Source organism: Mesorhizobium sp. M0923 (assembly GCF_040319365.1).
GTDB lineage: Bacteria > Pseudomonadota > Alphaproteobacteria > Rhizobiales > Rhizobiaceae > Mesorhizobium.
This window is the reverse complement of record NZ_JAMYNW010000004.1, coordinates 188,208-212,813: the sequence shown is the minus strand read 5'-3', so window position 1 is coordinate 212,813 and position 24,606 is coordinate 188,208. Positions and strand designations below refer to the sequence as shown.

Genomic DNA, 24,606 nt, shown 5'->3' with positions numbered 1-24,606 from the left:
CCAGCCCCTTTCTCCCCGTCACTATACGGGGAGAAATGTCCGGCAGGACAATGAGAGGCGGCGCCGGCGTCGACAATTGGCCTGAAGCGATTGCCTCGGGGGCACCCCCAGCCACAGTGGTCCTCCCTAAGGAGGGTAAAAACTGATGGGCGCCTATATACTGCGCCGCATGCTGCTGATGATCCCGACCTTGTTCGGCATCATGGCGGTGTCCTTCGCCGTCATCCAGTTCGCGCCTGGCGGGCCGGTCGAGCAGGTCATTGCCAGGCTGACCAACCAGGGCGGCAGCGATCGCCTCGGTGGCGGCGGCGGTGATGCCGGCGGCGCCAATTTCGATGTGGCCGGCGACGTCGGCTCGAAATACCGCGGCGCGCAAGGGCTCGATCCGGAATTCATCAAGAAGCTGGAGAAGCAGTTCGGCTTCGACAAGCCGCCGCTCGAGCGCTTTGGCATGATGCTGTGGAACTATCTCCGCTTCGATTTCGGCGACAGCTACTTCCGCGACATTTCGGTGCTCGACTTGATCCTGGAAAAGATGCCGGTGTCGATCTCGATCGGGCTGTGGATCACGCTTTTGTCCTATCTGATTTCGATCCCGCTCGGCATCCGCAAGGCGGTCAAGGACGGCTCCACCTTCGACGTCTGGACCAGCGGCGTCGTCATCGTCGGTTACGCCATTCCAGGCTTCCTGTTCGGCATATTGCTGATGGTGCTGTTTGCCGGCGGCTCGTTCTGGGACTGGTTTCCGCTGCGCGGCCTCACCTCCGACAATTGGGACCAGCTGTCGTGGCCGGCCAGGATCGTCGACTATTTCTGGCACATGACCCTGCCGCTGACGGCGCTGGTGCTGTCGGCCTTCGCCACGACGACGCTTTTGACCAAGAATTCCTTCCTCGAGGAAATCCGCAAACAATATGTGGTCACCGCCCGCGCCAAGGGCCTGTCGGAGCGGCAGGTGCTCTACGGCCACGTCTTCCGCAACGCCATGCTGATCGTCATTGCCGGTTTTCCCGGCGCCTTCATCTCGGCCTTCTTCACCGGCTCGCTGCTGATCGAGAACATCTTTTCGCTCGACGGCCTCGGCCTGCTCGGCTTCAACTCGGTGGTGCAGCGCGATTATCCGGTGGTCTTCGCCAATCTCTACATCTTCTCGCTGCTTGGCCTGTTCGTCGGGCTGCTGTCCGATCTGATCTATACCTGGGTCGATCCGCGCATCGACTTCGAGCGGAGAGACGTCTGATGGCGCAGGCCACAGCCGAAACGGCGCCGCCTCGGATCGCGCGGCCCTTTCTGTCGCCGCTCAACCAGCGCCGCCTGCAGAACTTCAAGTCCAACCGGCGCGGCTACTGGTCGTTGTGGATTTTCCTGTTCCTGTTCGTGCTGTCGCTGGTTTCCGAACTGATCGCCAACGACAAGCCGATCATCGCCTCCTACAAGGGCGAGATCCTGTTTCCGGTCCTGGTCGCCTATCCCGAGGAGAAGTTCGGCGGCTTCTATGCGGTCACCGACTACCGCGACCCGGTCATCCAGGACGAGATCAACGCCAATGGCTGGATGATCTGGCCGCCGGTGCGCTACTCCTATCAGACCGTCAACAACGCTATTCCCGAAGCAGCACCGACCAAGCCATCCTGGCTCTACGACAAGAAGACGCGCTGCAACCAGTATCCGAAAGGCGAGGCAGACCCCAACTGCAACGTCGGCAACTGGAACTGGCTGGGCACCGATGACCAGGCCCGCGACGTGCTGGCGCGCGTCATCTACGGCTTCAGGATCTCGGTGCTGTTTGGCCTGGTTCTGACTGCCGGCTCGGCGCTGATCGGCGTGGCGGCCGGCGCTCTGCAGGGCTATTTCGGCGGCTGGACCGACCTTCTGTTCCAGCGCTTCATCGAGATCTGGTCGGCGATCCCGGTGCTGTATCTGCTCTTGATCGTCGCCGCCATCCTGCCGCCCGGCTTCTTCATCCTGCTCGGATTGATGCTGCTGTTTTCCTGGGTGGCACTGGTCGGCGTGGTAAGGGCCGAATTCCTGCGCGCCCGCAATTTCGAATATGTCAATGCGGCGCGCGCGCTCGGCGTGTCCAATATCACCATCATGTTCCGGCATCTGCTGCCCAATGCCATGGTGGCGACTCTGACCTTCTTGCCCTTCCTGCTTAGCGGCTCGATTTCGACGCTGACCTCGCTCGACTATCTCGGCTTCGGCCTGCCGCCCGGCTCCGCCTCGCTCGGCGAGTTGTTGAAGCAGGCACAGCGCAATCTCAACGCGCCATGGCTCGGCATTTCCGGCTTCGTCGTCATCTCGCTGATGCTGTCGCTGCTGGTCTTCGTCGGCGAGGCCACCCGCGACGCTTTCGATCCGCGCAAGACGTTCAGATGAGAGCGATGCGGGCTGGCATTCGGCATGTTATATTCCGGCCGATATCGAGCGAACCCGGACCCATGACGGTGTTGGCGTCGGTTCAGTCCGTCAAGCCGCACGTCGGGGAAGGAAAGGGTTATGAATAGGGTCATCCTTGAACACTACCCGGCATCGAAGCTCCCGGATGAACTGCGAAGGGGCACAGCTCCGAGCGCCTCGGTCAAAGTGACAGTGGAAGAGGAGGCCAACAGGCCTCTTGGCCGCGAACAATTGCTTGAACTCATGCGGAATGCTCAGGCCAACGCGCCGGGAACAAGCCTCGACGAGGCTGTCGCGCGTGTTCGTGCCCTCCGCGATGAGTGGGAGGATTGATGGCTGCAGTCCGGCTTTATGTCGACACCAACATTTTCATCTATGCCTTTGAAAACAACGATGCGCTTGCAAAAAAACTGCTTCAGCTCATTTCACTGAACGACGGCAGAAAGCAGACCGCGGACACGAGATTGAAAGAGACCTATCCTATCGCACCAAATCGTCTCGTCCCCCCTCAAATGGCAGTCAAAATTTCGATCATGCGACAGGAAATTTCCGCCTTGGACAGGGTTGTCGCGGAAGTTGAGCCATGACCGCCCCTCTCCTTTCCATACAAGACCTCAGCGTCGCCTTCACGCAAGGCGGCAACCAGTCGATCGCCGTCGACCATATTTCCTTCGACCTCGCCAAGGGCGAGACGGTGGCGCTGGTCGGCGAATCCGGCTCCGGCAAGTCGGTCACCGCGCTGTCGGTGCTGAAGCTGCTGCCCTATCCGACCGCCAGCCACCCCTCGGGAAAGATCCTGTTCCTCGGCGCCGACCTGCTGGCCACGGACGAGAGAGACTTGCGCCGTGTGCGCGGCAACAAGATCACCATGATCTTCCAGGAGCCGATGACTTCGCTCAACCCGCTGCACACGATCGAGCAGCAGATCGTCGAGGTGCTGAAATTGCACCAGGGCCTGGGGGATCGCACCGCCAAGGCGCGCACGCTGGAACTTCTGCACGAGGTCGGCATCCGCGAACCGGAGAAGCGGCTCGACGCCTATCCGCACCAGCTTTCCGGCGGCCAGCGCCAGCGCGTCATGATCGCCATGGCGCTGGCCAACGAGCCTGAACTGTTGATCGCCGACGAGCCGACGACGGCGCTCGACGTCACCGTCCAGGCGCAGATCCTCGAATTGCTCGCCGGCCTGAAAAGCCGCAAGAACATGTCGATGCTGTTCATCACCCACGATCTCGGCATCGTCAGGAAGATCGCCGACCGGGTCTGCGTGATGACCAAGGGCAAGATCGTCGAGACCGGCCCGACCAAGGAGATATTCGCCAATCCGCAGCACGCCTACACCCGGCATCTGCTTGCCGCCGAGCCGAAGGGCAAGCCGCCGGCGGCCAACCAGGCCGCCAAGCCAGTGATGGTCGGCAACGACGTCAAGGTCTGGTTTCCGATCAAGAAGGGCTTCTTCCGGCGCACCGTCGACAATGTGAAGGCGGTCGACGGCATCGACGTCACCGTGCGGGCCGGTCAGACGCTTGGCGTCGTCGGCGAATCCGGCTCAGGCAAGACGACGCTCGGCCTGGCGCTGGCCAGGATGATCTCGTCGACCGGGAATATCCAGTTCAACGGACGCGGCATCGATCAGCTATCCTTCAACGAAATGCGGCCGCTGCGGCGCGAACTGCAGATCGTCTTCCAGGATCCGTTCGGCTCGCTCAGCCCGCGCATGTCGGTCGCCGAGATCATCGAGGAAGGGTTGAAGATCCACGAGCCGAAACTGTCGCCCGATGCGCGCGACGAGCGTGTCGTCGACGTGCTGCAGGAAGTCGGCCTCGATCCGGCGACGCGCAACCGCTATCCGCACGAATTCTCCGGCGGCCAGCGCCAGCGCGTCGCCATCGCGCGCGCCATGGTGCTCAACCCGCGCTTCGTCATGCTGGACGAGCCGACCTCGGCGCTCGACATGAGCGTGCAGGCGCAGGTCGTCGACCTCTTGCGCAGCCTGCAGGCCAAGCACGACCTCGCCTATCTCTTCATCAGCCACGATCTGAGGGTCATCCGCGCGCTCGCCAATGAAGTCATCGTCATGCGCAATGGCAGGATCGTCGAAGCCGGACCTTCCGATCAGATTTTTGGCAACCCGCGGACCGACTATACAAAGGCGTTGATCTCGGCCGCCTTCAAGATCGAAACGGCGCCGGTCGGCATCGTTAGCGAGTAGATTTTCGCCAGAGATCATGCACAAAATCAAAACGCTGCCGCGCCCTTGCACGTCGGGACGCGAACGCTGTTGGTAAAAAGGAAAAACAATCCGCAATGGAAAAAGGCCGCATCCTGCTTGCCCTCACCGGTATTCATCCGCTGCGTTGGCGCGAACTGCTGTCGGCGGAGCGCGAAGTGGTGCTCGAGCCGAATGGCGCCGCCGATCCGTCGATCACCTATGCGGTGGTGTGGAAACAGCGGCCGAACCTCTTGTCGTCGCTGCCCAATCTGCGCGCCATCTTCTCGATCGGCGCCGGCGTCGACCACATCTTCGCCGATCCCACCTTGCCCGACGTACCGGTCGTCAAGGTGGTGGCCGACAACCTGACCCAGTACATGACCGAGTACGTCGTCTGGCGGGTGCTCGACCACCATCGCCAGGGCATGCTCTACCGCGCCCAGCAGCAGAAGAAGATCTGGCACGAACCGCAGCAGCGGCCGGCCAGCGACATCTCGGTCGGCATTATGGGGCTCGGCACGCTCGGCCGCGCGGCGGCGTCGGTGCTGTTGTCGCTCGGCTTTCCGGTCAATGGCTGGTCGCGCAGCGATCGGCCGATGCAAGGTGTCTCGACTTATGCGGGCGAGGCCGGCCTGATCCCGTTCCTCAACGCTACCGACATCCTGGTGGTGCTTCTGCCGCTGACGCCGCAGACGCACGGCATCGTCAACCACGGCGTGCTGAAGGAGCTACGCAAGCGCAACGGTCTCGGCGGCTCGGTGCTGATCAATGCCGGGCGCGGCAGGCTGCAGAAGGACGCCGACATTTTGCGCGCGCTGGACGACGGCACGCTGAAGGAAGCCAGCCTCGACGTGTTCGAGGTCGAGCCGCTGCCGAAGACCAGCCCGCTATGGAACCATCCTAAAGTGTTCGTGACGCCGCATGCGGCGGCAACTTCCGATCCGGTCCACCTGGCGCCGATCATGCTGCGCCAGATGGACACCTTCGAGCGCGGCGAAGCGCTGGAAAATGTGGTGGACCGCGACGCGGGGTATTGATTTTTTGGAGCGCCGCTTCCCCGTCTCAGCCCCAGCCGAGCGGCACGTAGTCGATCTCCATAAACGCCTCGACCTCGGGGATCCAGCGGTCGCGGACGAAGGCGACGTGGTCGGGATGATCGTTGTAGCCGGAGTAAGCCCGCTGATCGGCGAACTCCATCGAGAAGCCGAAGCGGTACTCGTTCTTGGGGCTGACCTGCCGCAACTGCTCGAAATGCGTGACGCCCTTTATCGCCGCGAGGATTCTCTTGGCATCGGCGAGGAACCTTTTTTCCTCGAGCGAGTGCGGCGGATGCTTCAGCGTGAACACGACGGTGTGACGGATCATTTTCTGCTCCTGTGATGTCCCTGCGCTACGCGCTGTCGGCCCAGGCGCGGATCAGGTTATAGGCGATCGCCCCCTTTGGCGGCGTCACCAGGCCGCCCGGATGCTCGCGGGCCAGCATCGAGAGCACCTCGTCGCGAAAGAACCAGCGGCAATCTTCCAGCTCGTTAAGGTCGGCCTGGATATCGTCGTTGAGCGGTTCGCCGAAGCAGCCGATCATCAGCGAATAGGGAAACGGCCAGGGCTGGCTGGCGTGGTAGACGACGCGGCCGAGCCGGATGCCGGCTTCCTCCAGCGTTTCGCGGCGCACCGCCGCCTCGATCGTCTCGCCCGGCTCGATGAAACCGGCGAGCGCCGAATACATGCCGGGCCCGAAATGCCGGCCGCGGCCGAGCAGGCATTTTTCGCGCGTCGCCGTCAGCATGATCGCCACCGGGTCGGTGCGCGGAAAGTGCTCGGTGCCGCAGGCCGGGCAATGCCGCTTGTAACCGCCGGCCCGCATCTCGGCTTCGGTGCCGCATTTGCTGCAGAAGCGATGGCTGGCATGCCAGGCGAGCAGCGCCGCCCCTTGTGCCAGCGCGCCGGCCGCCGCTTCGTCGATCAGCCCCTGCATATAGACCGAGCGATAGTCGATCGCCTTGATCGTCTCGGGAAGCTGCTCGGGCTCGATCCCGGCCGGCACCGCCAGCACCGGGCCGCTTTCGGAAAAGCCGAGCAGGACGCCGTTTTCGGGCGATGCCTCGAGCGGCCGGCTTTCGGCCACGCCGAACCAGGGATCGAATGCGTCTTGCGCAAGCTTCAGATAGAGCCGGCCGCCATGCATCAGCAAAAGCCGAGTCGTCGGATCGGCGAGCGCCTTTTCGACGGAATCGTCGGCGCGGTTTTCGGATTGCCGGTCGATGATGTTGCCGGCGAAGCCGACGAACTGGCTCGGCTCGCGCAAGGGCGCGTCAAACAGGCTAAAGCTCATGCGGACTCGGGAAGGTTCAAGATGGACACGGGAGAGCTTATAGCGCTGCCTTGATCTTTTCCGCAAACTTGCGAATGTCGGAGCGCTGGTAGGGCTCGCGCAGGCCGTGCCCCCACACCGGGCCGGGCCAGCCGGGATCGCCTTCCGAGCGCGCGATAACATGCACGTGCAACTGCCGCACGATGTTGCCGAGCGCGCCGGTGTTGATCTTGGTGCAGCCGGTCACCCGCTTCAGCGCCAGCGCCACCATGTTGGTCTCGAAGGTCAGCATCGCCTGGTCGAGCGGCGTCATGTCGTGGATTTCCTCGATGCCCGGCCGCTGCGGCACCAGCAGCAGCCACGGCCAGCGGCGGTCGTTCATGACGCGCAATTCGCACAGGCCGAGCCACATCAGCTGTTCGCTGTCGGCTTCCAGCTGAGCGTCAAGCGTGAATCCTGCCTTGAGGCCCGGCAGCATCGGCGTTTCCCTCGCATTTTGACGTTTTTTGAACTTTATCGACGCTAGAGCGGCTACCGGGGGGCCGCAAGGGGCAGCAAGCAACATTGGCCGTCGTGGCGCTGATTGTGCGCGAAGAACCGAGGACCAGGGCATTGCATACGGTTGGCGCTGCCCCGCCGAGGTCGACAATTTTGACCGCAGCCACATTTTGTTCTTGCTTTGTGCCGGCAGCTATGCTACTAATGTCGCTATGGTGATTATTCGCACCAACGACCCGCCCGCCGAGGCGGGTTTTTGGTTTCAGCTTTCGCCGTCGCGCACGACTCCTATCATCCGCACTTGCATTTCATCGCCGGATTGCCGATATGGAGGCCGGGAGGTTGGTGGTGGACGGTCCACTCGCCAACCGGGTCAGGTCCGGAAGGAAGCAGCCCTAACGAGCCCGGAACGGGTCATTGTTCCAGCCTCCCGCCTCTTCGCCTTTTGCCCCGACATTGACGGCGCCAAGCCGTGCGGGCGAAACTATGCGCAGGAATCGGCCGCCTCCAGTGGCAGCCCTTGGAGCTTAACGGGCGAATGAGCGAAGCCGGAAACGACGCCGGGAAATCGGACAAGCCTGCCGCCTATCGCGTGCTGGCGCGCAAATACCGACCGTCGAATTTCTCCGAACTGATCGGCCAGGAGCCGATGGTCCGCACCTTGACCAATGCCTTTGCCACCGGCCGCATCGCCCAGGCCTGGATGCTGACCGGCGTGCGCGGCGTCGGCAAGACGACGACCGCGCGCATACTGGCGCGGGCCCTGAACTATAAAACATCGACCGTCGACCAGCCTTCAGTCGACCTTGCCGTGCTCGGCGAGCATTGCCAGGCGATCATGGAAGGCCGCCATGTCGACGTCATCGAGATGGACGCCGCCTCGCATACCGGCATCGACGACATCAGGGACATCATCGAACGCGTGCGCTACGCCCCGGTATCGGCGCGCTACAAGGTCTACATCATCGACGAAGTGCACATGCTTTCCAACCAGGCCTTCAACGGCCTGCTGAAGACGCTGGAAGAGCCGCCGCCGCACGTCAAGTTCATCTTCGCCACCACCGAAATCCGCAAGGTGCCGATCACCGTCCTGTCGCGCTGCCAGCGTTTCGACCTCAGGCGCATCGATGCGGCAATGATCAAGGCCGACCTTGCCAGGATAGCGGGTCTGGAGGGCATCGAAGTCGAAGACGATGCGCTGGCGATGATCGCGCGCGCGGCCGAAGGCTCGATGCGTGACGCGCAGTCCATCCTCGACCAGGCGATCGCCCATGGCGGCGGCGCGGTCAGCGCCGAAGCGGTCCGCGCCATGCTGGGCCTGGCCGACCGTGCCCGCATCGTCGACCTGTTCGAACATGTCATGAAAGGCGACGTCGCCGCCGCGCTTGCCGAATTCCGTGCCCAGTACGATACCGGCGCCGATCCTGCCGCGGTGCTGACCGACCTTGCCGAGTTCAACCATCTGGTCACCCGTCTGCGCTTCGTGCCGGCTGCTGTCGACGACGCCTCGCTGTCCGAGGACGAGCGCCGGCGCGGCGCCGATTTCGCCAGGACGCTGTCGGTCAAGGTGCTGTCGCGGACATGGCAGATGCTTTTGAAAGGCATTCCCGAGGTGCAGACTTCCAACCGTCCAGTCAGCGCCGCCGAGATGGTGCTGATCCGGTTGGCGCATGCCGCCGACCTGCCGACGCTGGACGAGGCGCTGAGATCGCTGGAGAGCGGCGTTTCGCTGCCCGGCTCCGCGCCGCGCGCGAATGGCGCGCCGGCAAGCCCCGGCCCCGCAAGCCCCGGACCCGCAAGCCATGGGCCTGCAAGCGGTGGTGCCGGTGCCGTGGCGCAGACGCGGATGCCGACGGCCAATGGCGGCGCGCAGTCGATGCGCCTGGTCGAGCCCGAGCCGGTGCCGACCAATTTCGTTGCTCCGCCGGAGCCGGTGGTCAAGGCGCCGCCGGTGGCGGTGAAATCGCTGGCCGACATTGTTGCCCTTGCCGACGCCCAGCGCGACATGGCCTTCAAGGTGCTGGTCAAGCGTTGCGTGCGCCTGGTGCGCATCGAGCCCGGCCGTATCGACGTCAGCCTGACCGACGATGCGCCGAAGATGCTGCTCAACGATTTGACCGCCAAATTGCGCGCCTGGACCGGCCGCAACTGGCTGGTGTCGCTGTCGAAGGAAGAGGGCGGCCAGACCTTGGCCGAGATGGAATCGACAAAGCGCGAAAATGCCTTCCTCGATGCCAAGAGCGATCCGACGGTCGCCGCCATCCTGGCGCGCTTTCCCGGCGCCAAGATCATCGACGTGCGCATTCCCGACGCGCCGGAGGCCGATGCGGCCGAGGGCGAAGTGCCGGTCGAGCCGCCGGCAGACGACGACGAAACCTGAAACAACCGGCACCAACTGCAAAGGACCGTGCGATGAAAGATCTTCTCGGCCTGATGGGCAAGGCAAAGGAAATGCAGGCCAAGTTCCAGGCCATGCAGGATGAGATCGCCACGCTGGAAGCCACCGGACAGGCCGGCGGCGGCCTGGTCAGCGTGACGCTGACCGGCAAATTCGAGATGAAGTCGCTGAAGATCGACCCGTCGCTGTTCAAGGAGGACGAGGTCGAGATTCTCGAGGATCTGCTTCTCGCTGCCCACAACGACGCCAGGACCAAGGTCGAGCAAACCATGCAGGAAAAGACCAAGGCGCTGACCGCGGGACTGCCGATCCCGCCGGGAATGAAACTGCCCTTCTAAGGCTAATGCATGTCGCGCAAAAGTGTGCAGCGGTTTTGCGGTAACGACATGCATCGAAACAAGAACGTAAAGCGCGTCGCCTGAGGCCGGTCGAACGCGACGCGCTTTTAGTCAATCGGTATGCCGTTACAGTGGCCGAAGAGTGCAGCAGCCAGTGCTTGCTCTTCCGCGGCTGTGTCTATTAGGCAACTCCCCACACTTAATAACGCTTTAGCCATCTTTTTGCCTGAAAGTGTCTCATTCTTGCCGCAACCAGGGGCGGGCTGGCAGCAGAATGAGGGGACGCCTGTTGATCTCTACCCGATGGAAGACGCCGTTGCGGCTCGGCGTCGTTATCTCGCCGCTGTTTTTGGCCGCTTGCAGTCAGACCGCCTCGCACGGCATGTCCAGCCTGACCGATGCCATTACGCCGGGTTTCCTGAGCTCGCGTTCCTACAATTCCACGCCGAAGGAAAAGGAGTGCCTGGAGCGGGCAATGTTCTTCGAGTCCAACCGGTCGAGCCGTGACGGCATGATTGCGGTCGGCACGGTGGTGATGAACCGGCTGCGGTCCGGCAAGCATGGCAACACCATCTGCCAGGTCGTTGGCGAGCGCGGCCAATTCGCGCCGGGCGTCATGACGCGGCCGATGAATTCGAAGGCGATGCCCGATGTCGAGGAAGCCGCCGCGGCGGTGCTCAAGGGCGAGCGCAAAGCCAAGCTGAAGAACACGATGTACTTCCACACCGCCGGCCTGCGCTTCCCCTACAAGAACATGCACTACACCATGGTCGCCGGCGGCAATGCCTTCTATGAAAAGCGCGGCCGCAACTGGCAGCCGCTGCCGGACGAACCGGTGGTCGCCGTGGCCCAGGCCAAGCCGCAAGCGCCTGCCGCTCAGGCCATACTTGTCGCCTCGGCCGAGTCGGCGCGCGACGCCAAGCCGACATTCGCCAAGGCGACCTATGTGACCGCCGCCGCATCGCAGCCGGCAAAGCAGACAAGGGTGACTGCCGGGATGGCGACCCCGGAGAGGGCGGCCCCAGAGAAGCCCACCCAGGAGAAGCCGGTGCTGGTGGCGCTGCAAGAACCAATGCAGGAGCCCGATGCGGCCCGTTTCGGTGGGACCGCGAGCGCACGGCCTGTCACCTCCTTCGAGGCAGCGCCGGCAGAGCCGACAATGTCGTTCGAGGCGACGCCCGAGAACACCGACGCCATCGGCGCGATGATCGCCGGCCAGACCCGGCCGCTGGAAGAAAACTGAGACGGTCAACGTCGGCGCCGCCGCTCATCTGGCTGCCGCCATCTTCTCCCCGTATAGTGACGGGAGAAGGACGCTGTGGCCAAGGATTTCGCCAATTTCCGGCGTCGCAAAAAAAGGGACCGAGGTTGCGGTCAGCCCTTTCTCCCCGCCGCTATACGGGGAGAAATGCCCGGCAGGGCAATGAGGGGCGGCGCAAACCTGGGCGATTGCCTCTCTGCCCGCTGGACAGCACGCGCCTCAGTGGTGTTCCAAAACCCGTTGAAAAATCCTGGAGCCTGATCCATTCCGATAGATCGGAATGGGGCTCTATCGTCTTGTTTGACCATGATCTTTTCCGAAAACCGGTTTCCACTTTTCGGGATCATGGTCTAAACCGGTGCGATGTCGAAGCGAATCGCCGGTCCCGAGATCGAACGCCTGATCCAGCTGCTGGCCAAGGTGCCGGGGCTCGGCCCGCGTTCGGCACGGCGCGCCGCGCTCCACCTCATCAAGAAGAAGGAGCAGCTGCTGGCGCCGCTCGCCGCCGCCATGGGCGAGGCGGTCGACAAGGTGCGCATCTGCTCGACCTGCGGCAATGTCGACACCTCCGATCCCTGCATGATCTGCACCGACCCGCGCCGCGACCCCACCACGCTCATCGTCGTCGAGGACGTGGCCGACCTTTGGGCGCTGGAGCGGGCGACCGCCATGAACGTGCGCTACCATGTGCTCGGCGGTACGCTGTCGCCGCTCGACGGCATTGGTCCTGATGAGCTCAACATCCGTTCGCTGGTCGATCGCGTCGCCGGCGGCGAAGTCAAGGAAGTGATCCTCGCCGTCAACGCCACGGTCGAGGGCCAAACCACCGCGCACTACCTCACCGACCAGCTTTCCGGCTTCGACATCAAGGTGACGCGGCTGGCGCATGGCGTTCCGGTCGGCGGCGAGCTCGATTATCTCGACGAAGGCACGCTGGCCGCCGCACTGCGCTCGCGGACGGCGTTTTGAGGCGAGTGGCGGGGAGAGTGCGGATGATGGCTGCTGCGCATTTTTTAAGGCGGGCACTCTGTCACACCCCCCTCTGTCCTGCCGGACATCTCCCCCGCAAGGGGGGAGATCCGCAGCGTCAATCTCGCCGCCAATCTTTCAACGTCGAAAATTGGCGGAAGCAGAGGCGACAGCCAATCTCCCCCCTTGCGGGGGAGATGTCCGGCAGGACAGAGGGGGGTGGGACGGATCGCTGCTTTCACAAAATAGCCGTCGCGTTTCTTCTCGCCGCACTTGCCGCCTTCCTCCTCGCCACCCCTGTCTCGGCGGCAAAAATCGACGACCAGTTCCGCGCCTGGCTTGGCAACGACCTCTGGCCCGAAGCCAATGCCAAAGGCATCTCCAGGAAAACCTTCGATGCCGCCTTCGACGGCGTCAAGCCGAACCTCAAGCTGCCCGACCTGGTGCTGCCGGGCGAGAAGGCGACGACGCCGCGGAAGCAGCATCAGGCCGAGTTCGGTTCGCCGGGCGCCTATTTCGCCGAAAAGATAGTTCGCGCGGTCACCGCCGGCGGCCGCACCCGCGAGGCGGCCAACGCTAGGACCCTTGCGGCGATCGAGAAGCGCTATGGCGTGCCCGGCGAAGTGCTGCTGGCGATCTGGGGCCGTGAGAGCGGCTTCGGTGCGGCAAAGCTGCCCTACGACGCCTTCGAGGTGCTGGGCACCAAGGCGTTCATGTCGACGAAGAAAGAATTCTTCCGCACCGAGCTGCTGGCGGCGCTCGAGATCGTCGAGCGCGGGCTTGCCCCGGTCGGCGCGATAAAATCGTCCTGGGCCGGTGCGCTCGGTCAGCCGCAGTTCATGCCGACGTCGTTTCTGAAGCATGCCGTCGATTTCGATGGCGACGGCCGCACCGACATCTGGAATTCGAGGCCCGACATACTGGCGTCGATCGCCAATTATCTCGTGCATTATGGCTGGGTCAGGGGCCGCGGCTGGGGCTTCGAGGTGACGATACCGGACAGCGTCTCGTGCTCGCTCGAAGGTCCCGACCAGGGCAAGAAGATTTCGCAATGGGCTGATATGGGTATCAGGCGTGTGTCGGGTAAACCATTCCCGGCGAGTGAACTGAAGGCAGAAGGTTTTCTTTTGATGCCGGCCGGGCGCAGCGGCCCGGCCTTCATCGTGACCCCCAATTTCTACGTGCTGAAGCAGTACAACACCAGCGATCTCTATGCCCTGTTCATCGGCCATGGCGCCGATCGCATCGCCCATGGCGACAGCAATTTCTCGGGCAATTGGGGCGCGGTCGGCGGGCTCTACCGCTCCGACATCGCCGCCCTGCAGCGGGCGCTGGAGGCAAAGGGTTATGATGTCGGCAGCGCCGACGGCCTGCCCGGCTTCAAGACGCGCCGCTCGATCGGCAAATGGCAGGCCAGAAACGGCCGTTCCGCTACCTGCTTTCCCGACGCCGACCTGGCTACCGCGCTGAAATAGCCGGGTTTTCGCACCGCCGGTCTGGCCCAATCGACCGTTCTGCAAATGCTCGTTGCCGCGCTCGAAACCGCCGGATATGGTGAGCCGGAACTGCACAAAAATTGCCAAGACAATGGTCCGGGGATCACCGTTCGACGCGGCAAGAAAATGCCACAACCCTGAGCCGGGAACTCAGGTCAACAAAAACAGGGAACAGTTAAAATGATGATGGAAAAGTTTGCTCTACGCTCCCGCTTCTTGCTCGCGGGCGCGGCCATGTCCGCGCTGCTTCTGGCCGCTGCGCCTGCCTTCGCGGTCACGCCCGCCGACACGCTGGTCGAGGGTTTCGCCATCGACGACATCATCTCCATGGATCCGGGCGAGGCATTCGAATTGTCGACCGCCGAAATCACCGGCAACACCTATGATCTCCTGGTACGCCTCGACCTCAGCGACACCTCCAAGGTCAAAGGCGATCTCGCGGAAAGCTGGAGCGTCTCCGACGACGGCCTGACCTACACGTTCAAGCTCAAGCCCGGCCTCAAATTCGCCTCCGGCAATCCGATCACGGCGGCGGACGTCGCCTATTCGTTCGAGCGCGCCATCAAGCTCGACAAGAGCCCGGCCTTCATCATCGGCCAGTTCGGCATCGATGGCGGCAATGTCACCGAGAAGGCGAAGGCCGTTGATGATACGACGTTCCAGTTCACCGTCGACAAGGCCTATGCGCCGAGCTTCGTGCTGAACTGCCTGTCGGCGACGGTCGCCTCGGTGGTCGACGCCAAGCTGGTCAAGGAGCATGTCGCCGCGGTCACGCCGAGCGCCGACTACAAATGGGACAATGATTTCGGCAATGCCTGGCTGAAGACCGGCTATGCCGGCTCCGGCGCCTTCAAGCTGCGCGAATGGCGCGCCAACGAGGCCGTCGTGCTGGAACGCAACGACAATTACAACGGCGAGAAGGCCAAGCTTGCCCGTGTCATCTATCGCAACATGAAGGAAAGCTCGGGCCAGCGCCTGGCGCTGGAAGCCGGCGACATCGACGTCGCCCGCAATCTCGAGCCGAACGATCTCGACGCCATCGCCAAGAATGCCGACCTCACCACCACCAGCGCGCCGAAGGGCACGGTCTATTACATCAGCCTCAACCAGAAGAACGCGAACCTCGCCAAGCCCGAGGTTCGCCAGGCGTTCAAATATCTGGTCGACTACGATGCCTTGAGCACGACCATCCTCAAGGGCATCGGCGAGATCCATCAGACCTTCCTGCCCAAGGGCGTACTCGGCGAGCTGGACGAAAATCCGTTCAAGTTCGACGTCGCCAAGGCCAAGGAACTGCTCGCCAAGGCGGGTCTCGCCGACGGCTTCAGCGTCACCATGGACGTGCGCACCGGCCAGCCGACGACGGGCATGGCGGAATCGATCCAGCAGACGTTGGGACAGGCCGGCATCAAGCTGGAGATCATCCCCGGCGACGGCAAGCAGACGCTGACCAAATACCGCGCCCGCAACCACGACATCTATATCGGCCAGTGGGGCCAGGACTATTTCGACCCGAATTCCAATGCGCAGACCTTTGCCAGCAACCCGGACAATTCGGATGAAGGCAAGACCAAGACGCTGGCCTGGCGCAACGCCTGGGACATTCCGGACCTGACCAAGCAAACGGAGGCCGCCCTGCTCGAGAAGGACGCGGCCAAGCGCGCCACAATGTACCAGGATCTCGAGAAGAAGATCCTCGACACCAGTCCTTTCGTCATCATCCACCAGCAGCTGGAAGTGGCCGGCCTGCGCAAGAACCTCAAGGGCTTTGCGCTCGGCCCGAGCTTCGACACCAACTTCGTCGGCCCCGTCTCGAAGGAGTGACGCCGGCGGACGCGCCGTATGAGTGTGGCTGAAAGCGAAGTGACGGCAGGGCGCGGCGGCGCCCGCGCCGTTGCCGTGGCCTCATCGATCGCCCGGTTCCTGGTCATCGCGATAACGACCTATCTCGGTCTGCTCGCGGTGACCTTCTTCATCGGCCGTGTCATCCCGATCGACCCGGTGCTGGCGGTGCTCGGCGACCGGGCGCCGGCCAATGTCGTCGAACGAACGCGCCGCGAGATGGGCCTCGACCTGCCGCTGGTCGAGCAGTTCTACATCTATGTCAAACATGCCCTGAACGGTGATTTCGGCACCTCGGTGCTGACCACCAATCCGGTGATGACCGATATCCGCCGCGCCTTTCCCGCGACGCTCGAACTGGCGACGCTGGGAACATTGATCGGTTCGGTGATCGGCGTGCCGCTTGGCGTGCTGGCCGCGGTGCGGCGCGGCAGCGTCATCGACCAGGTCGTGCGGATCATCGGCCTTGTCGGCTATTCCGTGCCGATCTTCTGGCTGGGGCTGCTGGCGCTGGTTCTGTTCTACGCCAAGCTGCAATGGGTCGCCTTTCCCGGCCGCCTCGATGTCGTCTACGAATACACCTTCACGCCGATTACCGGCTTTTACCTGCTGGATGCACTCTGGCAGCGGCAGTGGGACGTATTTGCCGATGCCTTCCGCCACATCATCCTGCCGGCCTCGCTGCTCGGTTATTTCTCGCTCGCCTATATCAGCCGCATGACGCGCTCCTTCATGCTGAACGAACTCACCCAGGAATATATCGTCGCGGCACGAGCCAAGGGCCTGTCCGAAACGCGCATCATCTGGAGTCACGCGCTGCGCAACGCCGCGGTGCCGATGGTTACGGTGATCGCTCTGTCGTATGCCGGGCTGCTCGAAGGCTCGGTGCTGACCGAGACGGTGTTTTCGTGGCCGGGCATCGGCCTCTACATCACCAACTCGCTGCAGAACGCCGACATGAATGCCGTGCTCGGCGGCACCATCATCATTGGCTCGGTCTTCATCGCCATCAATCTATTCTCCGACCTGCTCTACCGGGTGCTCGATCCCAGGACCAAGGCAGGATGAGGACGAAGGCAGGATGAGCACGGAAGCGATTCAAACCCGCCGCGACTGGCTGCTCAGCGAGCGGCCGGCGTCGCGCGTGCAGGCAAGGCTCGGCCGCGCCTACGTGGCCTGGCGGCGCTTCTCCGCCAACCGGCTGGCGTTTGCCGGCCTGCTCATCATCATCGCCCTACTGGTGGTCGCGGCCTTCGCCGATGTGCTGGCGCCCTATTCGCCGACATTCGGCGACCTCAAGGGCTCGCGGCTGCTGGCGCCGAGTGCCGCGCACTGGTTCGGCACCGACGATCTCGGCCGCGACATCTATTCGCGCATCATCTTCGGCTCGCGCTGGACACTGTACGTCGTCATTCTGGTTGCCATCATCGCCGCGCCCATCGGCTTGCTGGTCGGCACCGTCGCCGGCTATGCCGGCGGCTGGACCGATGCGATCCTGATGCGCATCACCGACATCTTTCTCGCCTTTCCGAAGCTGATCCTGGCGCTGGCCTTCGTCGCCGCGCTCGGCCCCGGCATCGAAAACGCCGTGCTCGCCATCGCCATCACCTCGTGGCCGCCCTATGCCCGCATTGCGCGCGCCGAAACGCTCACGGTGCGCAATTCCGATTACATCAAGGCGGTGCAGCTGATGGGCGCCTCGCCGTTCCGCATCGTGCTTCGCCACATAATGCCGCTCTGCATCTCCTCGCTGATCATCAGGGTGACGCTCGACATGGCCGGCATCATCCTGACCGCCGCCGGTCTCGGCTTCCTCGGTCTCGGCGCGCAGCCGCCGCTGCCGGAATGGGGCGCGATGATCGCATCGGGCCGCCGCTTCGTGCTCGACCAGTGGTGGGTGGCGGGCGCGCCGGGCTTTGCCATCCTCATCGTCAGCCTCGGCTTCAACCTGCTCGGCGACGGCCTGCGCGACGCGCTCGATCCCCGAAGCGGTGACCAATGAGCACGCTTCTCGAAGTCGACGACCTGCGCGTTACCTTCCCGACGCGCACCGGCCTGATCGAGGCGGTGCGCGGCGTTTCCTTCTCGCTCGGCCGCGAGCGGCTCGGCATCGTCGGCGAGAGCGGATCGGGCAAATCGCAGACCGGCCGCGCCATCATGGGAGTGACCCCGCCGCAGGCCGAGGTGACCGCGAAGACGCTCGCTTTCGACGGCATCGACCTGCTGGCCGCCTCGCCGCGCGAGCGCCGGGCGCTGCGCGGCAAGCGTATCGCCATGATCCTGCAGGATCCGAAATATTCGCTGGACCCGGTGATGAGCATCGGCCGCCAGATCGTCGAGACGCTGCGCACGCATGAGAAGGTCTCCAAGGCCGAAGCCCGCGAGCGCGCGCTTGCCATGCTGGAGGCTGTGCAGATCCGCGATCCGGTCCGTGTCTTCGACCTGCATCCGCATGAGGTTTCCGGCGGCATGGGCCAGCGCGCCATGATCGCCATGATGCTGATCGCCGGGCCGGAGATGATGATCGCCGACGAGCCGACCTCGGCGCTCGACGTCACCGTGCAGCTCGACGTGCTCGGCATCCTCGACCGGCTGGTCAGCGAGCGCGGCATGGGGCTGATCTTCATCTCGCACGACCTGCGCCTGGTCTCGTCCTTCTGCGATCGTGTCATCGTCATGTATGCCGGCAAGGTGGTCGAACAGCTCAAGGCCTCCGAACTCGGCCGCGCCCAGCATCCCTATACACGCGGCCTGCTCAACTGCATGCCCAAGATCGGCGCCGACCGCCACCCGTTGCCGGTGCTCGACCGCAAGCCGGAGTGGGCGGCATGACGGCAGCCCTTTCCGTCGACAGGCTGGAGGTGATGTTCGACCGCTTCCGCGCGCTGAAAGGCGTCAGCCTCGAGGTGCAATCCGGTGAATCGTTCGGCCTCGTCGGCGAATCCGGCTCCGGCAAGTCGACCCTTCTCAGGGCAATCGCCGGCCTGGCGCCGGCCGCATCAGGCACCATTACCGTCAACGGCAAAACGCTCGGCGCGCGCCGCGACAAGGCGTTTTATCGCGAGGTGCAGATGGTCTTCCAGGACCCGTACGGCTCGCTGCACCCGCGCCAGACCGTCGACCGCCTGCTGCAGGAGCCACTCGCCATTCACGGCTTCGCTGACGGTGAAAAGCGCATCCAGCGGGCGCTGGACGAGGTCGGCCTGGGAACCGGATTCCGCTTCCGCTATTCGCATCAACTGTCGGGCGGCCAGCGCCAGCGCGTCGCGATCGCCCGCGCCCTGATCCTCGAACCCTCGATCCTGCTGCTCGACGAACCCACGTCGGCGCTCGACGCTTCCGTACAGGCCGAAGTGCTCAACCTGTTGGAGGAGATCCGGCGGCGCCGCAAGCTGACCTTCCTGATGGTCAGCCACGACCTCGCCATCATCACCCATATGTGCGAGCGGCTGATGGTGATGCAGAACGGCGAGGCGGTCGAGCACCTCGCCGCCGGCGACCTTGTCGAGCGCCGCGTCACCAAGGACTACACGCGCAATCTGCTGAGGGCGAGCGAGGGGTTTGTCAGGACGGCATGAGCGACGGGCGTTCGGTTGCTGACGCCGACCGGCAGGCCCAATCGCCCGGCGGCGGTGCCAACTTGAGGAAAAACTGAAATAAGCCCAGAAGAGTCTCAACAGCCATCAAACGAGAGCGGGCGCCGGCCCGGCGAGGGGTACGATGACAAATTCAGCCATTTCCGAACGCAAGAACCAGTCGATTTCCCGCGGCGTCGGCATGACCACTCAGATCTATGCCGATCGCGCCGAAAATTCGGAGATCTGGGACGTCGAAGGCCGCCGCTATATCGATTTCTCGTCCGGCATCGCTGTCGTCAACACCGGCCACCGTCACCCTAGGGTGATCGAAGCGGTCAAGGCGCAGCTCGACCGTTTCACCCACACCTGCTACCAGGTCGTGCCTTATGAGAGCTATATCAGGCTGGCAGAACGGCTGAACGGCATGCTCCCCGGCAAGTTCGACAAGAAGACGATTTTCGTCACCACCGGCGCCGAGGCGGTCGAGAACGCGATCAAGATCGCCCGCAATGCCACCGGCCGGCCGGCGGTCATCGCCTTTTCCGGCGGCTTTCACGGCCGCACCTTCATGGGCATGGCGCTGACCGGCAAGGTCGTGCCTTACAAGGTCGGCTTCGGCGCCATGCCGGCGGATGTCTTCCATGCGCCGTTCCCGGTGGCGCTGCACGGCGTCTCGGTCGCCGATTCGCTGGCCGCGCTCGACCGGCTGTTCAAGGCCGATGTCGACCCGGCCCGCGTCGCCGCGATCATCGTCGAGCCGGTGCAGGGCGAGGGTGGCTTCTACGAGGCGCCGCGCGACTTCATGACCGCATTGCGCAAGATCTGCGACCAGCACGGCATGCTGCTGATCGCCGACGAAGTGCAGACCGGCTTTGCCCGCACCGGCAAGATGTTTGCCATGGACCACCACGAGGTGGCGGCCGACATCACCACCATGGCCAAGAGCCTGGCCGGCGGCTTCCCGCTGGCGGCCGTCACCGGGCGTGCCGAGATCATGGATGCGCCCAGCCCCGGCGGGCGAGGCGGCACCTATGGCGGCAGCCCGATCGGCGTCGCCGCGGCGCATGCGGTGCTCGACGTCATCGATGAGGAGAAGCTCTGCGACCGCGCCAACACGCTGGGCAACCGTCTGAAGCAGCGCCTGCAATCGATCCGCGACGAAGCGCCTGAGATCGTCGATATCCGAGGACCCGGCTTCATGAACGCGGTCGAGTTCAACGATGTGACGAAGGGGCTGCCGTCGTCGGAACTCGCCAATGCGGTCCGGCTGAAGGCGCTCGACAAGGGCCTGATCCTGCTGACCTGCGGCGTCTACGGCAACGTCATCCGCTTCCTCGCGCCGATCACCATCCAGGACGCCGTCATGAACGAAGCGCTCGACATCCTGGAAAGCTCGATCCGCGAAGTTCGCGCCGCCTGAGCTATCCGGCCGCTCTTGCAGGCTCTGCCGGCTGGAAGGCGGCGAGCGCGGCCTTCAGCCCGTCGGGCCCGGTCGCGACAATCTGCGGCGACGGCGAAAAGCCGGCGCCGAGCATCTTGCGGCCAAGCATATGGTCGCCGGGCCGGTTGACCGATTCGATGCCGAGCAGCCGGCCTGCGGCGTAGTGGTAGATCGAGAATTTGTTTTCGGCCACGTCGCCCAGCACGACATGGCTGTCGCCGCCCGCAATCAGGCCGACCATCTGCAGCTTCATGTCGCCGATATCGGACCAGAACCACGGCACCGCCGAGTAATTGTCGGCATGGCCGATGATGGTGCGCGCGGCGAGCCGCGCCTGGTCTGTGGCGTTCTGCACCGATTCCAGCCGCACGTCGCCGCCGGTGAACCAGTGCCGGTAGGAGGCGGCGTCGCCGATGGCGAGGATTTCCGGCACCGACGTGCGCATCTGCTGGTCGACGCGGATGCCGTTGGCGATGGCAATACCGGCGGCTTCGGCCAATTCGACATTCGGCACGACGCCAATGCCGATGACGACCATCTGTGCCGGCAATCTCTCGCCGGATGAGGTGATTGCAGCCGAAACACGGCCGTTCTCGCCCTCCAGCCGTTCGATGGTGGTGCCGGTAAGGATGCGCACACCGGTCGCTTCCAGCCGCTGGCGCACATGGCTGGCGATGACCGGCGCCACGGCGCGGCCGAGCAGCCGGTCGACCGCCTCGACCACGGTGACCTTGCGGCCTGCGGCGGTGAGCGTTGCGGCAATCTCCAGGCCGATGAAGCCGCCGCCGAGGATGACGACCTCCTCGCTTTGCACGCTCAATTGGCGGATCAGGCGGGCATCGCCGAGCGAGCGCAGCGACACAACGTCGGAAAGCTCCGAACCCGGCAGCGGCAGCAGGCGCGGCCGCGCGCCGGTGGCGAGGACCAGCCGGTCGAACGGCAGCACGCCGCCGCCCGATATCTCCAGCCTGCGGCCGCCTGCATCGATGCGCTCGATCCGGATGCCTGGCCGGAAGTCGATGGCGCTGCCGGTATAAAAAGCCTCGCCGCGCAGCGGCTGCGGCTTTGCTTGCTGATCCTTGATGAAGGTCTTCGACAGCGGCGGCTTGTGGTAGGGCAATTCGTTTTCGTCGCCGATCAGGATCACCGGACCGTCATAGCCTTCTTCGCGCAGGCTGGCGGCCGCTTGCACGCCCGCATGACCCGCACCGACAATGACAACCCCGTTCTTCATAACAGCCCGATTCCTCCTCCAAATCTAGGACTTCCCGCCAGGTGGCGATTGTCCGGCGCCGCCGCAAGAGCGCCGATCCGGGTCGCACCCGGAACGGCCACCTGTCAATCGCTTCATGCGCCGGCATTCCGGATAGATCGGCGTTAAAGTTGACAGTTCTAGTTTAGAATAATTCTAAACTATTGTTTCAATTGAATTTTTTCTACGCCCACCGGTTGACATCCGGCGTCTTCGCCGTTTTATGGAAGCTCGCGCGTCAGCGCATCCCTTTGATGTCTGGGCCTTGAACCCTTTCGATTGGAGGCATTTCGGTGTCTTTCTTCCGCGAACCGCGCGATGGCGCGACCCTTCTTTGCCCGCTGGCAACTGCCCGCCGCGGCGCCGGCATTTCATTGATTCCCGAGGAGAGACAGTCATGAGAACGATGATCACGGCGCGGTATGGCGGCAGGCTTGCGGCGATCGGCGCCACCGCGATGCTTACGGCGGCGGTGTTCGTGCTGCCGGCCAAGGCGCAAACCGATACCAAGGCGGTCATCAAGACCTATTCCGACATTGCGCTTGCCAAATACGAGGATTCGCTGATCACGGCCGAGGCGCTCGACAAGGCTGTCGATGCACTGCTCGCCAAGCCATCGGCTGAGACGCTGAATGCCGCCCGCGAGGCGTGGAAGGCATCGCGCGTTCCCTATCAGCAGACCGAGGTCTATCGCTTCGGTAATGCCATCGTCGATGACTGGGAAGGCAAGGTGAACTCCTGGCCGCTCGACGAAGGCTTGATCGACTATGTCGCCAAGAGCTACGGCACCGAATCGGACGCCAACGCGCTCTACACCGCCAATGTGATCGCCAACAAGTCGATCGAGATCAACGGCAAGAAGGTCGACGCCACCAATCTGACGCCGGAGTTCCTCTCCGGCACCCTGCAGGAGGCCGGCGGCATCGAGGCCAATGTGGCGACCGGCTATCACGCCATCGAATTCCTGCTGTGGGGGCAAGACCTGCACGGCACCGGTCCGGGCGCCGGCGAGCGGCCCTACACCGATTACGACCTCACCAATTGCACCGGCGGCAATTGCGACCGCCGCTCGCAGTACCTGAAATCGGCGAGCGACCTTCTGGTTTCCGATCTCAAGGACATGGTCAACGACTGGAAAGAAGGCGGCGCCGCCCGCAAGAACCTTGTCGATGGCGAGCAGAACGCCGCCATTTCGACCATCTTCACCGGCATGGGCTCGCTGTCCTATGGCGAGCTCGCCGGCGAGCGGATGAAGCTCGGCCTCTTGCTGCACGATCCGGAAGAGGAGCACGATTGTTTCTCCGACAACACCTACAACTCCCATCTCAATGACGCCGTCGGCATCCGCGCCGCCTATCACGGCAGCTACACGCGGCTTGACGGCACTGTCGTGGAGGGCCCGTCGGTCGCCGACATGGTCAAGGCGGCCGATCCGGCGATCGACAAGGAATTGTCGGACAAGCTGGATGTTACCGTCGCCAAGATGGAGGCCATCAAGGCGCGGGCGCTTGCCGGCGAGGCCTATGACCAGCAGATCGGAGAGGGCAACACGGAAGGCAATGCCACCGTGCAGGCGGCGATCGACGCGCTGGTCGATCAGACCAAGTCGATCGAACGCGCCGTCGGTACCCTGAAGCTCAATGCCATAGCCTTCGAGGGCTCGGACAGCCTCGATTCACCGGACAAGGTGTTCCAGTAAACTATCGAAACCACCAGCCACGCGGCGCAATGAGCGCCGTCAGCCAGAGCGCCAAATGCTGATCTGCCATTGCAACATCATCACCGAAAAGGAGATAGAGCAGACGATCGTCGAACTGCTGGATGAGGACCCTTGGCAGCTTATCGTGCCGGCGAAGGTCTATCATGCCATGCACAAGCGCGGTCGCTGTTGCGGCTGCTTCCCAAATGTGGTCGAAACGATCATTCGGGTCACCGAAAATTACCACACCCGCTCGGCGGCGAGCGGCGTGGACATTGTTTCACACCTGGATCGCGTCAGAGGCCTGCGCGTCCAATACGGGAGCAGAACCCATGAAAGGCGAACAGCAGATCATAGAGCGGCTTAACGAGGCTCTGTTTCTGGAACTTGGAGCGGTCAATCAGTACTGGGTGCATTTCCGGCTGTTGGAAGACTGGGGATACGCCAAGCTGGCGAAGAAGGAACGCGCCGAATCGATCGAGGAAATGCACCATGCCGACCGGCTCGTGGCGCGCATCATTTTCCTCGAGGGCCATCCGAACCTGCAGTCCGTGGCGCCGCTGCGCATCGGGCAGAATGTCAAGGAAGTGCTCGAATCCGATCTTGCCGGCGAATATGACGCGCGCACTGCCTACAAGCGGTCGCGCGAGATCTGCAACGAGGCAGGCGACTACGTGACGATGAAGCTGTTCGAGGAATTGCTGACTGACGAGGAAGGTCACATCGACTTCCTCGAGACGCAACTCGATCTGCTGGCCTCGATCGGCGAGGAAAAATACGGCCAGCTCAACGCGGCATCGGCCGACGAGGCGGAATAAGGACATGCAGGAATGCGGCGCCCCCTAGATTTCATGCGCCGCTTGCGGCCGGCCGAGCATTGCGGCCTGCCGCCTCAGAAGAAACCGCGATAC

24 protein-coding genes and 1 other RNA gene are annotated in these 24,606 nt (G+C 63.5%); 21 read left to right on the top strand and 4 right to left on the bottom strand.

The features are described from left to right. Positions 1–145 precede the first annotated feature (145 nt). The 6 genes from NKH89_RS09080 to NKH89_RS09055 all read left to right on the top strand — a co-directional run bounded on the left by NKH89_RS09080 (position 146) and on the right by NKH89_RS09055 (position 5,649). A complete protein-coding gene (locus tag NKH89_RS09080) occupies positions 146–1,240 on the top strand; it encodes a microcin C ABC transporter permease YejB (protein ID WP_023717841.1) in 1,095 nt (364 codons plus the stop codon). After that, the gene (locus tag NKH89_RS09075) at positions 1,240–2,379 is read left to right on the top strand and encodes an ABC transporter permease (RefSeq protein WP_352640535.1); all 1,140 of its coding nucleotides are present in this window, start codon (positions 1,240–1,242) and stop codon (positions 2,377–2,379) included. The genes NKH89_RS09080 and NKH89_RS09075 overlap by 1 nt, the downstream gene beginning before the upstream one ends. A gap of 120 nt (positions 2,380–2,499) precedes the next feature. Continuing rightward, a complete protein-coding gene (locus NKH89_RS09070; protein WP_023717840.1) occupies positions 2,500–2,733 on the top strand; it encodes a hypothetical protein in 234 nt (77 codons plus the stop codon). After that, positions 2,733–2,987: a hypothetical protein gene (locus NKH89_RS09065; protein ID WP_352908620.1), complete on the top strand. Its 255-nt coding sequence runs from the start codon at positions 2,733–2,735 to the stop codon at positions 2,985–2,987. Before NKH89_RS09070 ends, NKH89_RS09065 begins: the two co-directional genes overlap by 1 nt. Beyond that, entirely contained in the window at positions 2,984–4,612 is a 1,629-nt protein-coding gene (locus NKH89_RS09060) for an ABC transporter ATP-binding protein (protein WP_352493749.1), read from the top strand. The genes NKH89_RS09065 and NKH89_RS09060 overlap by 4 nt, the downstream gene beginning before the upstream one ends. A gap of 95 nt (positions 4,613–4,707) precedes the next feature. Beyond that, positions 4,708–5,649, top strand: coding sequence for a 2-hydroxyacid dehydrogenase (locus NKH89_RS09055; RefSeq protein WP_352908619.1), 942 nt, complete (start codon positions 4,708–4,710; stop codon positions 5,647–5,649). A 25-nt stretch (positions 5,650–5,674) separates the two neighbouring features. On the opposite strand, the gene NKH89_RS09050 is transcribed toward NKH89_RS09055, so the two are convergent. From NKH89_RS09050 to NKH89_RS09040, 3 genes are read right to left on the bottom strand one after another with little or no spacing between them, the layout of a single operon-like run. Further along, positions 5,675–5,977 carry a Dabb family protein gene (locus tag NKH89_RS09050; RefSeq protein ID WP_352493751.1) on the bottom strand — a complete coding sequence of 101 codons (303 nt, stop codon included), beginning with the start codon at positions 5,975–5,977 and terminating at the stop codon, positions 5,675–5,677. A gap of 25 nt (positions 5,978–6,002) precedes the next feature. Continuing rightward, entirely contained in the window at positions 6,003–6,944 is a 942-nt protein-coding gene (gene nudC / locus NKH89_RS09045) for an NAD(+) diphosphatase (RefSeq protein WP_352493752.1), read from the bottom strand. A gap of 37 nt (positions 6,945–6,981) precedes the next feature. Beyond that, positions 6,982–7,401 (bottom strand): HIT family protein, encoded by a 420-nt coding sequence (locus NKH89_RS09040; RefSeq protein ID WP_023717834.1) that lies wholly within the window; start codon positions 7,399–7,401, stop codon positions 6,982–6,984. 357 nt (positions 7,402–7,758) lie between these two features. Here NKH89_RS09040 and ffs point away from each other — a divergent pair. The 12 genes from ffs to NKH89_RS08980 all read left to right on the top strand — a co-directional run bounded on the left by ffs (position 7,759) and on the right by NKH89_RS08980 (position 20,723). After that, an RNA gene (ffs, locus tag NKH89_RS09035) (signal recognition particle sRNA small type) lies at positions 7,759–7,855 on the top strand. A gap of 104 nt (positions 7,856–7,959) precedes the next feature. Next, positions 7,960–9,801 carry a DNA polymerase III subunit gamma/tau gene (locus NKH89_RS09030; RefSeq protein ID WP_352716747.1) on the top strand — a complete coding sequence of 614 codons (1,842 nt, stop codon included), beginning with the start codon at positions 7,960–7,962 and terminating at the stop codon, positions 9,799–9,801. A 32-nt stretch (positions 9,802–9,833) separates the two neighbouring features. Then, positions 9,834–10,157 carry a YbaB/EbfC family nucleoid-associated protein gene (locus NKH89_RS09025; RefSeq protein ID WP_023719593.1) on the top strand — a complete coding sequence of 108 codons (324 nt, stop codon included), beginning with the start codon at positions 9,834–9,836 and terminating at the stop codon, positions 10,155–10,157. A 289-nt stretch (positions 10,158–10,446) separates the two neighbouring features. Further along, positions 10,447–11,400, top strand: coding sequence for a cell wall hydrolase (locus tag NKH89_RS09020; protein ID WP_352908618.1), 954 nt, complete (start codon positions 10,447–10,449; stop codon positions 11,398–11,400). A 381-nt stretch (positions 11,401–11,781) separates the two neighbouring features. Next, complete coding sequence (recR, locus tag NKH89_RS09015; RefSeq protein ID WP_352493754.1) at positions 11,782–12,387, top strand: recombination mediator RecR; 606 nt, start codon at positions 11,782–11,784, stop codon at positions 12,385–12,387. Positions 12,388–12,584: 197 nt separating this feature from the next. Further along, the gene (locus tag NKH89_RS09010; protein ID WP_352908617.1) at positions 12,585–13,862 is read left to right on the top strand and encodes a lytic murein transglycosylase; all 1,278 of its coding nucleotides are present in this window, start codon (positions 12,585–12,587) and stop codon (positions 13,860–13,862) included. A gap of 201 nt (positions 13,863–14,063) precedes the next feature. Continuing rightward, on the top strand, positions 14,064–15,707 hold the full coding sequence (locus tag NKH89_RS09005; protein ID WP_352549165.1) for an ABC transporter substrate-binding protein: 1,644 nt from the start codon (positions 14,064–14,066) through the stop codon (positions 15,705–15,707). Positions 15,708–15,725: 18 nt separating this feature from the next. Then, on the top strand, positions 15,726–16,793 hold the full coding sequence (locus tag NKH89_RS09000) for an ABC transporter permease (RefSeq protein WP_352716740.1): 1,068 nt from the start codon (positions 15,726–15,728) through the stop codon (positions 16,791–16,793). A 13-nt stretch (positions 16,794–16,806) separates the two neighbouring features. Then, complete coding sequence (gene nikC / locus NKH89_RS08995; protein ID WP_292653972.1) at positions 16,807–17,727, top strand: nickel transporter permease; 921 nt, start codon at positions 16,807–16,809, stop codon at positions 17,725–17,727. Further along, complete coding sequence (locus NKH89_RS08990; protein WP_352716737.1) at positions 17,724–18,557, top strand: ABC transporter ATP-binding protein; 834 nt, start codon at positions 17,724–17,726, stop codon at positions 18,555–18,557. The genes nikC and NKH89_RS08990 overlap by 4 nt, the downstream gene beginning before the upstream one ends. Further along, positions 18,554–19,303 (top strand): ABC transporter ATP-binding protein, encoded by a 750-nt coding sequence (locus tag NKH89_RS08985; RefSeq protein ID WP_352493759.1) that lies wholly within the window; start codon positions 18,554–18,556, stop codon positions 19,301–19,303. Before NKH89_RS08990 ends, NKH89_RS08985 begins: the two co-directional genes overlap by 4 nt. A 142-nt stretch (positions 19,304–19,445) precedes the next feature. Continuing rightward, a complete protein-coding gene (locus NKH89_RS08980; RefSeq protein ID WP_352908616.1) occupies positions 19,446–20,723 on the top strand; it encodes a 4-aminobutyrate--2-oxoglutarate transaminase in 1,278 nt (425 codons plus the stop codon). Position 20,724: 1 nt separating this feature from the next. Here the strand turns inward: NKH89_RS08980 and NKH89_RS08975 are convergent, their stop codons facing one another. Next, positions 20,725–21,978: an NAD(P)/FAD-dependent oxidoreductase gene (locus tag NKH89_RS08975; protein WP_352908615.1), complete on the bottom strand. Its 1,254-nt coding sequence runs from the start codon at positions 21,976–21,978 to the stop codon at positions 20,725–20,727. Between the two features lie 424 nt (positions 21,979–22,402). Between NKH89_RS08975 and NKH89_RS08970 the strand changes: the two genes are divergently transcribed. From NKH89_RS08970 to bfr, 3 genes are read left to right on the top strand one after another with little or no spacing between them, the layout of a single operon-like run. Continuing rightward, complete coding sequence (locus NKH89_RS08970) at positions 22,403–23,695, top strand: imelysin family protein (RefSeq protein ID WP_502896881.1); 1,293 nt, start codon at positions 22,403–22,405, stop codon at positions 23,693–23,695. A gap of 55 nt (positions 23,696–23,750) precedes the next feature. Continuing rightward, positions 23,751–24,062, top strand: a complete 312-nt coding sequence (locus NKH89_RS08965; protein ID WP_084642720.1) for a (2Fe-2S)-binding protein — start codon at positions 23,751–23,753, stop codon at positions 24,060–24,062. After that, complete coding sequence (bfr, locus tag NKH89_RS08960) at positions 24,028–24,513, top strand: bacterioferritin (protein ID WP_023719581.1); 486 nt, start codon at positions 24,028–24,030, stop codon at positions 24,511–24,513. The genes NKH89_RS08965 and bfr overlap by 35 nt, the downstream gene beginning before the upstream one ends. Positions 24,514–24,606 lie beyond the last annotated feature (93 nt).

Coding starts and splice junctions, on each gene's coding strand:
- NKH89_RS09080 (WP_023717841.1), top strand. CDS start 146: ATGGGCGCCTATATACTGCGCCGCATGCTGCTGATGATCCCGACCTTG.
- NKH89_RS09075 (WP_352640535.1), top strand. CDS start 1,240: ATGGCGCAGGCCACAGCCGAAACGGCGCCGCCTCGGATCGCGCGGCCC.
- NKH89_RS09070 (WP_023717840.1), top strand. CDS start 2,500: ATGAATAGGGTCATCCTTGAACACTACCCGGCATCGAAGCTCCCGGAT.
- NKH89_RS09065 (WP_352908620.1), top strand. CDS start 2,733: ATGGCTGCAGTCCGGCTTTATGTCGACACCAACATTTTCATCTATGCC.
- NKH89_RS09060 (WP_352493749.1), top strand. CDS start 2,984: ATGACCGCCCCTCTCCTTTCCATACAAGACCTCAGCGTCGCCTTCACG.
- NKH89_RS09055 (WP_352908619.1), top strand. CDS start 4,708: ATGGAAAAAGGCCGCATCCTGCTTGCCCTCACCGGTATTCATCCGCTG.
- NKH89_RS09050 (WP_352493751.1), bottom strand. CDS start 5,977: ATGATCCGTCACACCGTCGTGTTCACGCTGAAGCATCCGCCGCACTCG.
- nudC (WP_352493752.1), bottom strand. CDS start 6,944: ATGAGCTTTAGCCTGTTTGACGCGCCCTTGCGCGAGCCGAGCCAGTTC.
- NKH89_RS09040 (WP_023717834.1), bottom strand. CDS start 7,401: ATGCTGCCGGGCCTCAAGGCAGGATTCACGCTTGACGCTCAGCTGGAA.
- NKH89_RS09030 (WP_352716747.1), top strand. CDS start 7,960: ATGAGCGAAGCCGGAAACGACGCCGGGAAATCGGACAAGCCTGCCGCC.
- NKH89_RS09025 (WP_023719593.1), top strand. CDS start 9,834: ATGAAAGATCTTCTCGGCCTGATGGGCAAGGCAAAGGAAATGCAGGCC.
- recR (WP_352493754.1), top strand. CDS start 11,782: ATGTCGAAGCGAATCGCCGGTCCCGAGATCGAACGCCTGATCCAGCTG.
- NKH89_RS09010 (WP_352908617.1), top strand. CDS start 12,585: ATGTCCGGCAGGACAGAGGGGGGTGGGACGGATCGCTGCTTTCACAAA.
- NKH89_RS09005 (WP_352549165.1), top strand. CDS start 14,064: ATGATGATGGAAAAGTTTGCTCTACGCTCCCGCTTCTTGCTCGCGGGC.
- NKH89_RS09000 (WP_352716740.1), top strand. CDS start 15,726: ATGAGTGTGGCTGAAAGCGAAGTGACGGCAGGGCGCGGCGGCGCCCGC.
- nikC (WP_292653972.1), top strand. CDS start 16,807: ATGAGCACGGAAGCGATTCAAACCCGCCGCGACTGGCTGCTCAGCGAG.
- NKH89_RS08990 (WP_352716737.1), top strand. CDS start 17,724: ATGAGCACGCTTCTCGAAGTCGACGACCTGCGCGTTACCTTCCCGACG.
- NKH89_RS08985 (WP_352493759.1), top strand. CDS start 18,554: ATGACGGCAGCCCTTTCCGTCGACAGGCTGGAGGTGATGTTCGACCGC.
- NKH89_RS08980 (WP_352908616.1), top strand. CDS start 19,446: ATGACAAATTCAGCCATTTCCGAACGCAAGAACCAGTCGATTTCCCGC.
- NKH89_RS08975 (WP_352908615.1), bottom strand. CDS start 21,978: ATGAAGAACGGGGTTGTCATTGTCGGTGCGGGTCATGCGGGCGTGCAA.
- NKH89_RS08970 (WP_502896881.1), top strand. CDS start 22,403: ATGATCACGGCGCGGTATGGCGGCAGGCTTGCGGCGATCGGCGCCACC.
- NKH89_RS08965 (WP_084642720.1), top strand. CDS start 23,751: ATGCTGATCTGCCATTGCAACATCATCACCGAAAAGGAGATAGAGCAG.
- bfr (WP_023719581.1), top strand. CDS start 24,028: ATGAAAGGCGAACAGCAGATCATAGAGCGGCTTAACGAGGCTCTGTTT.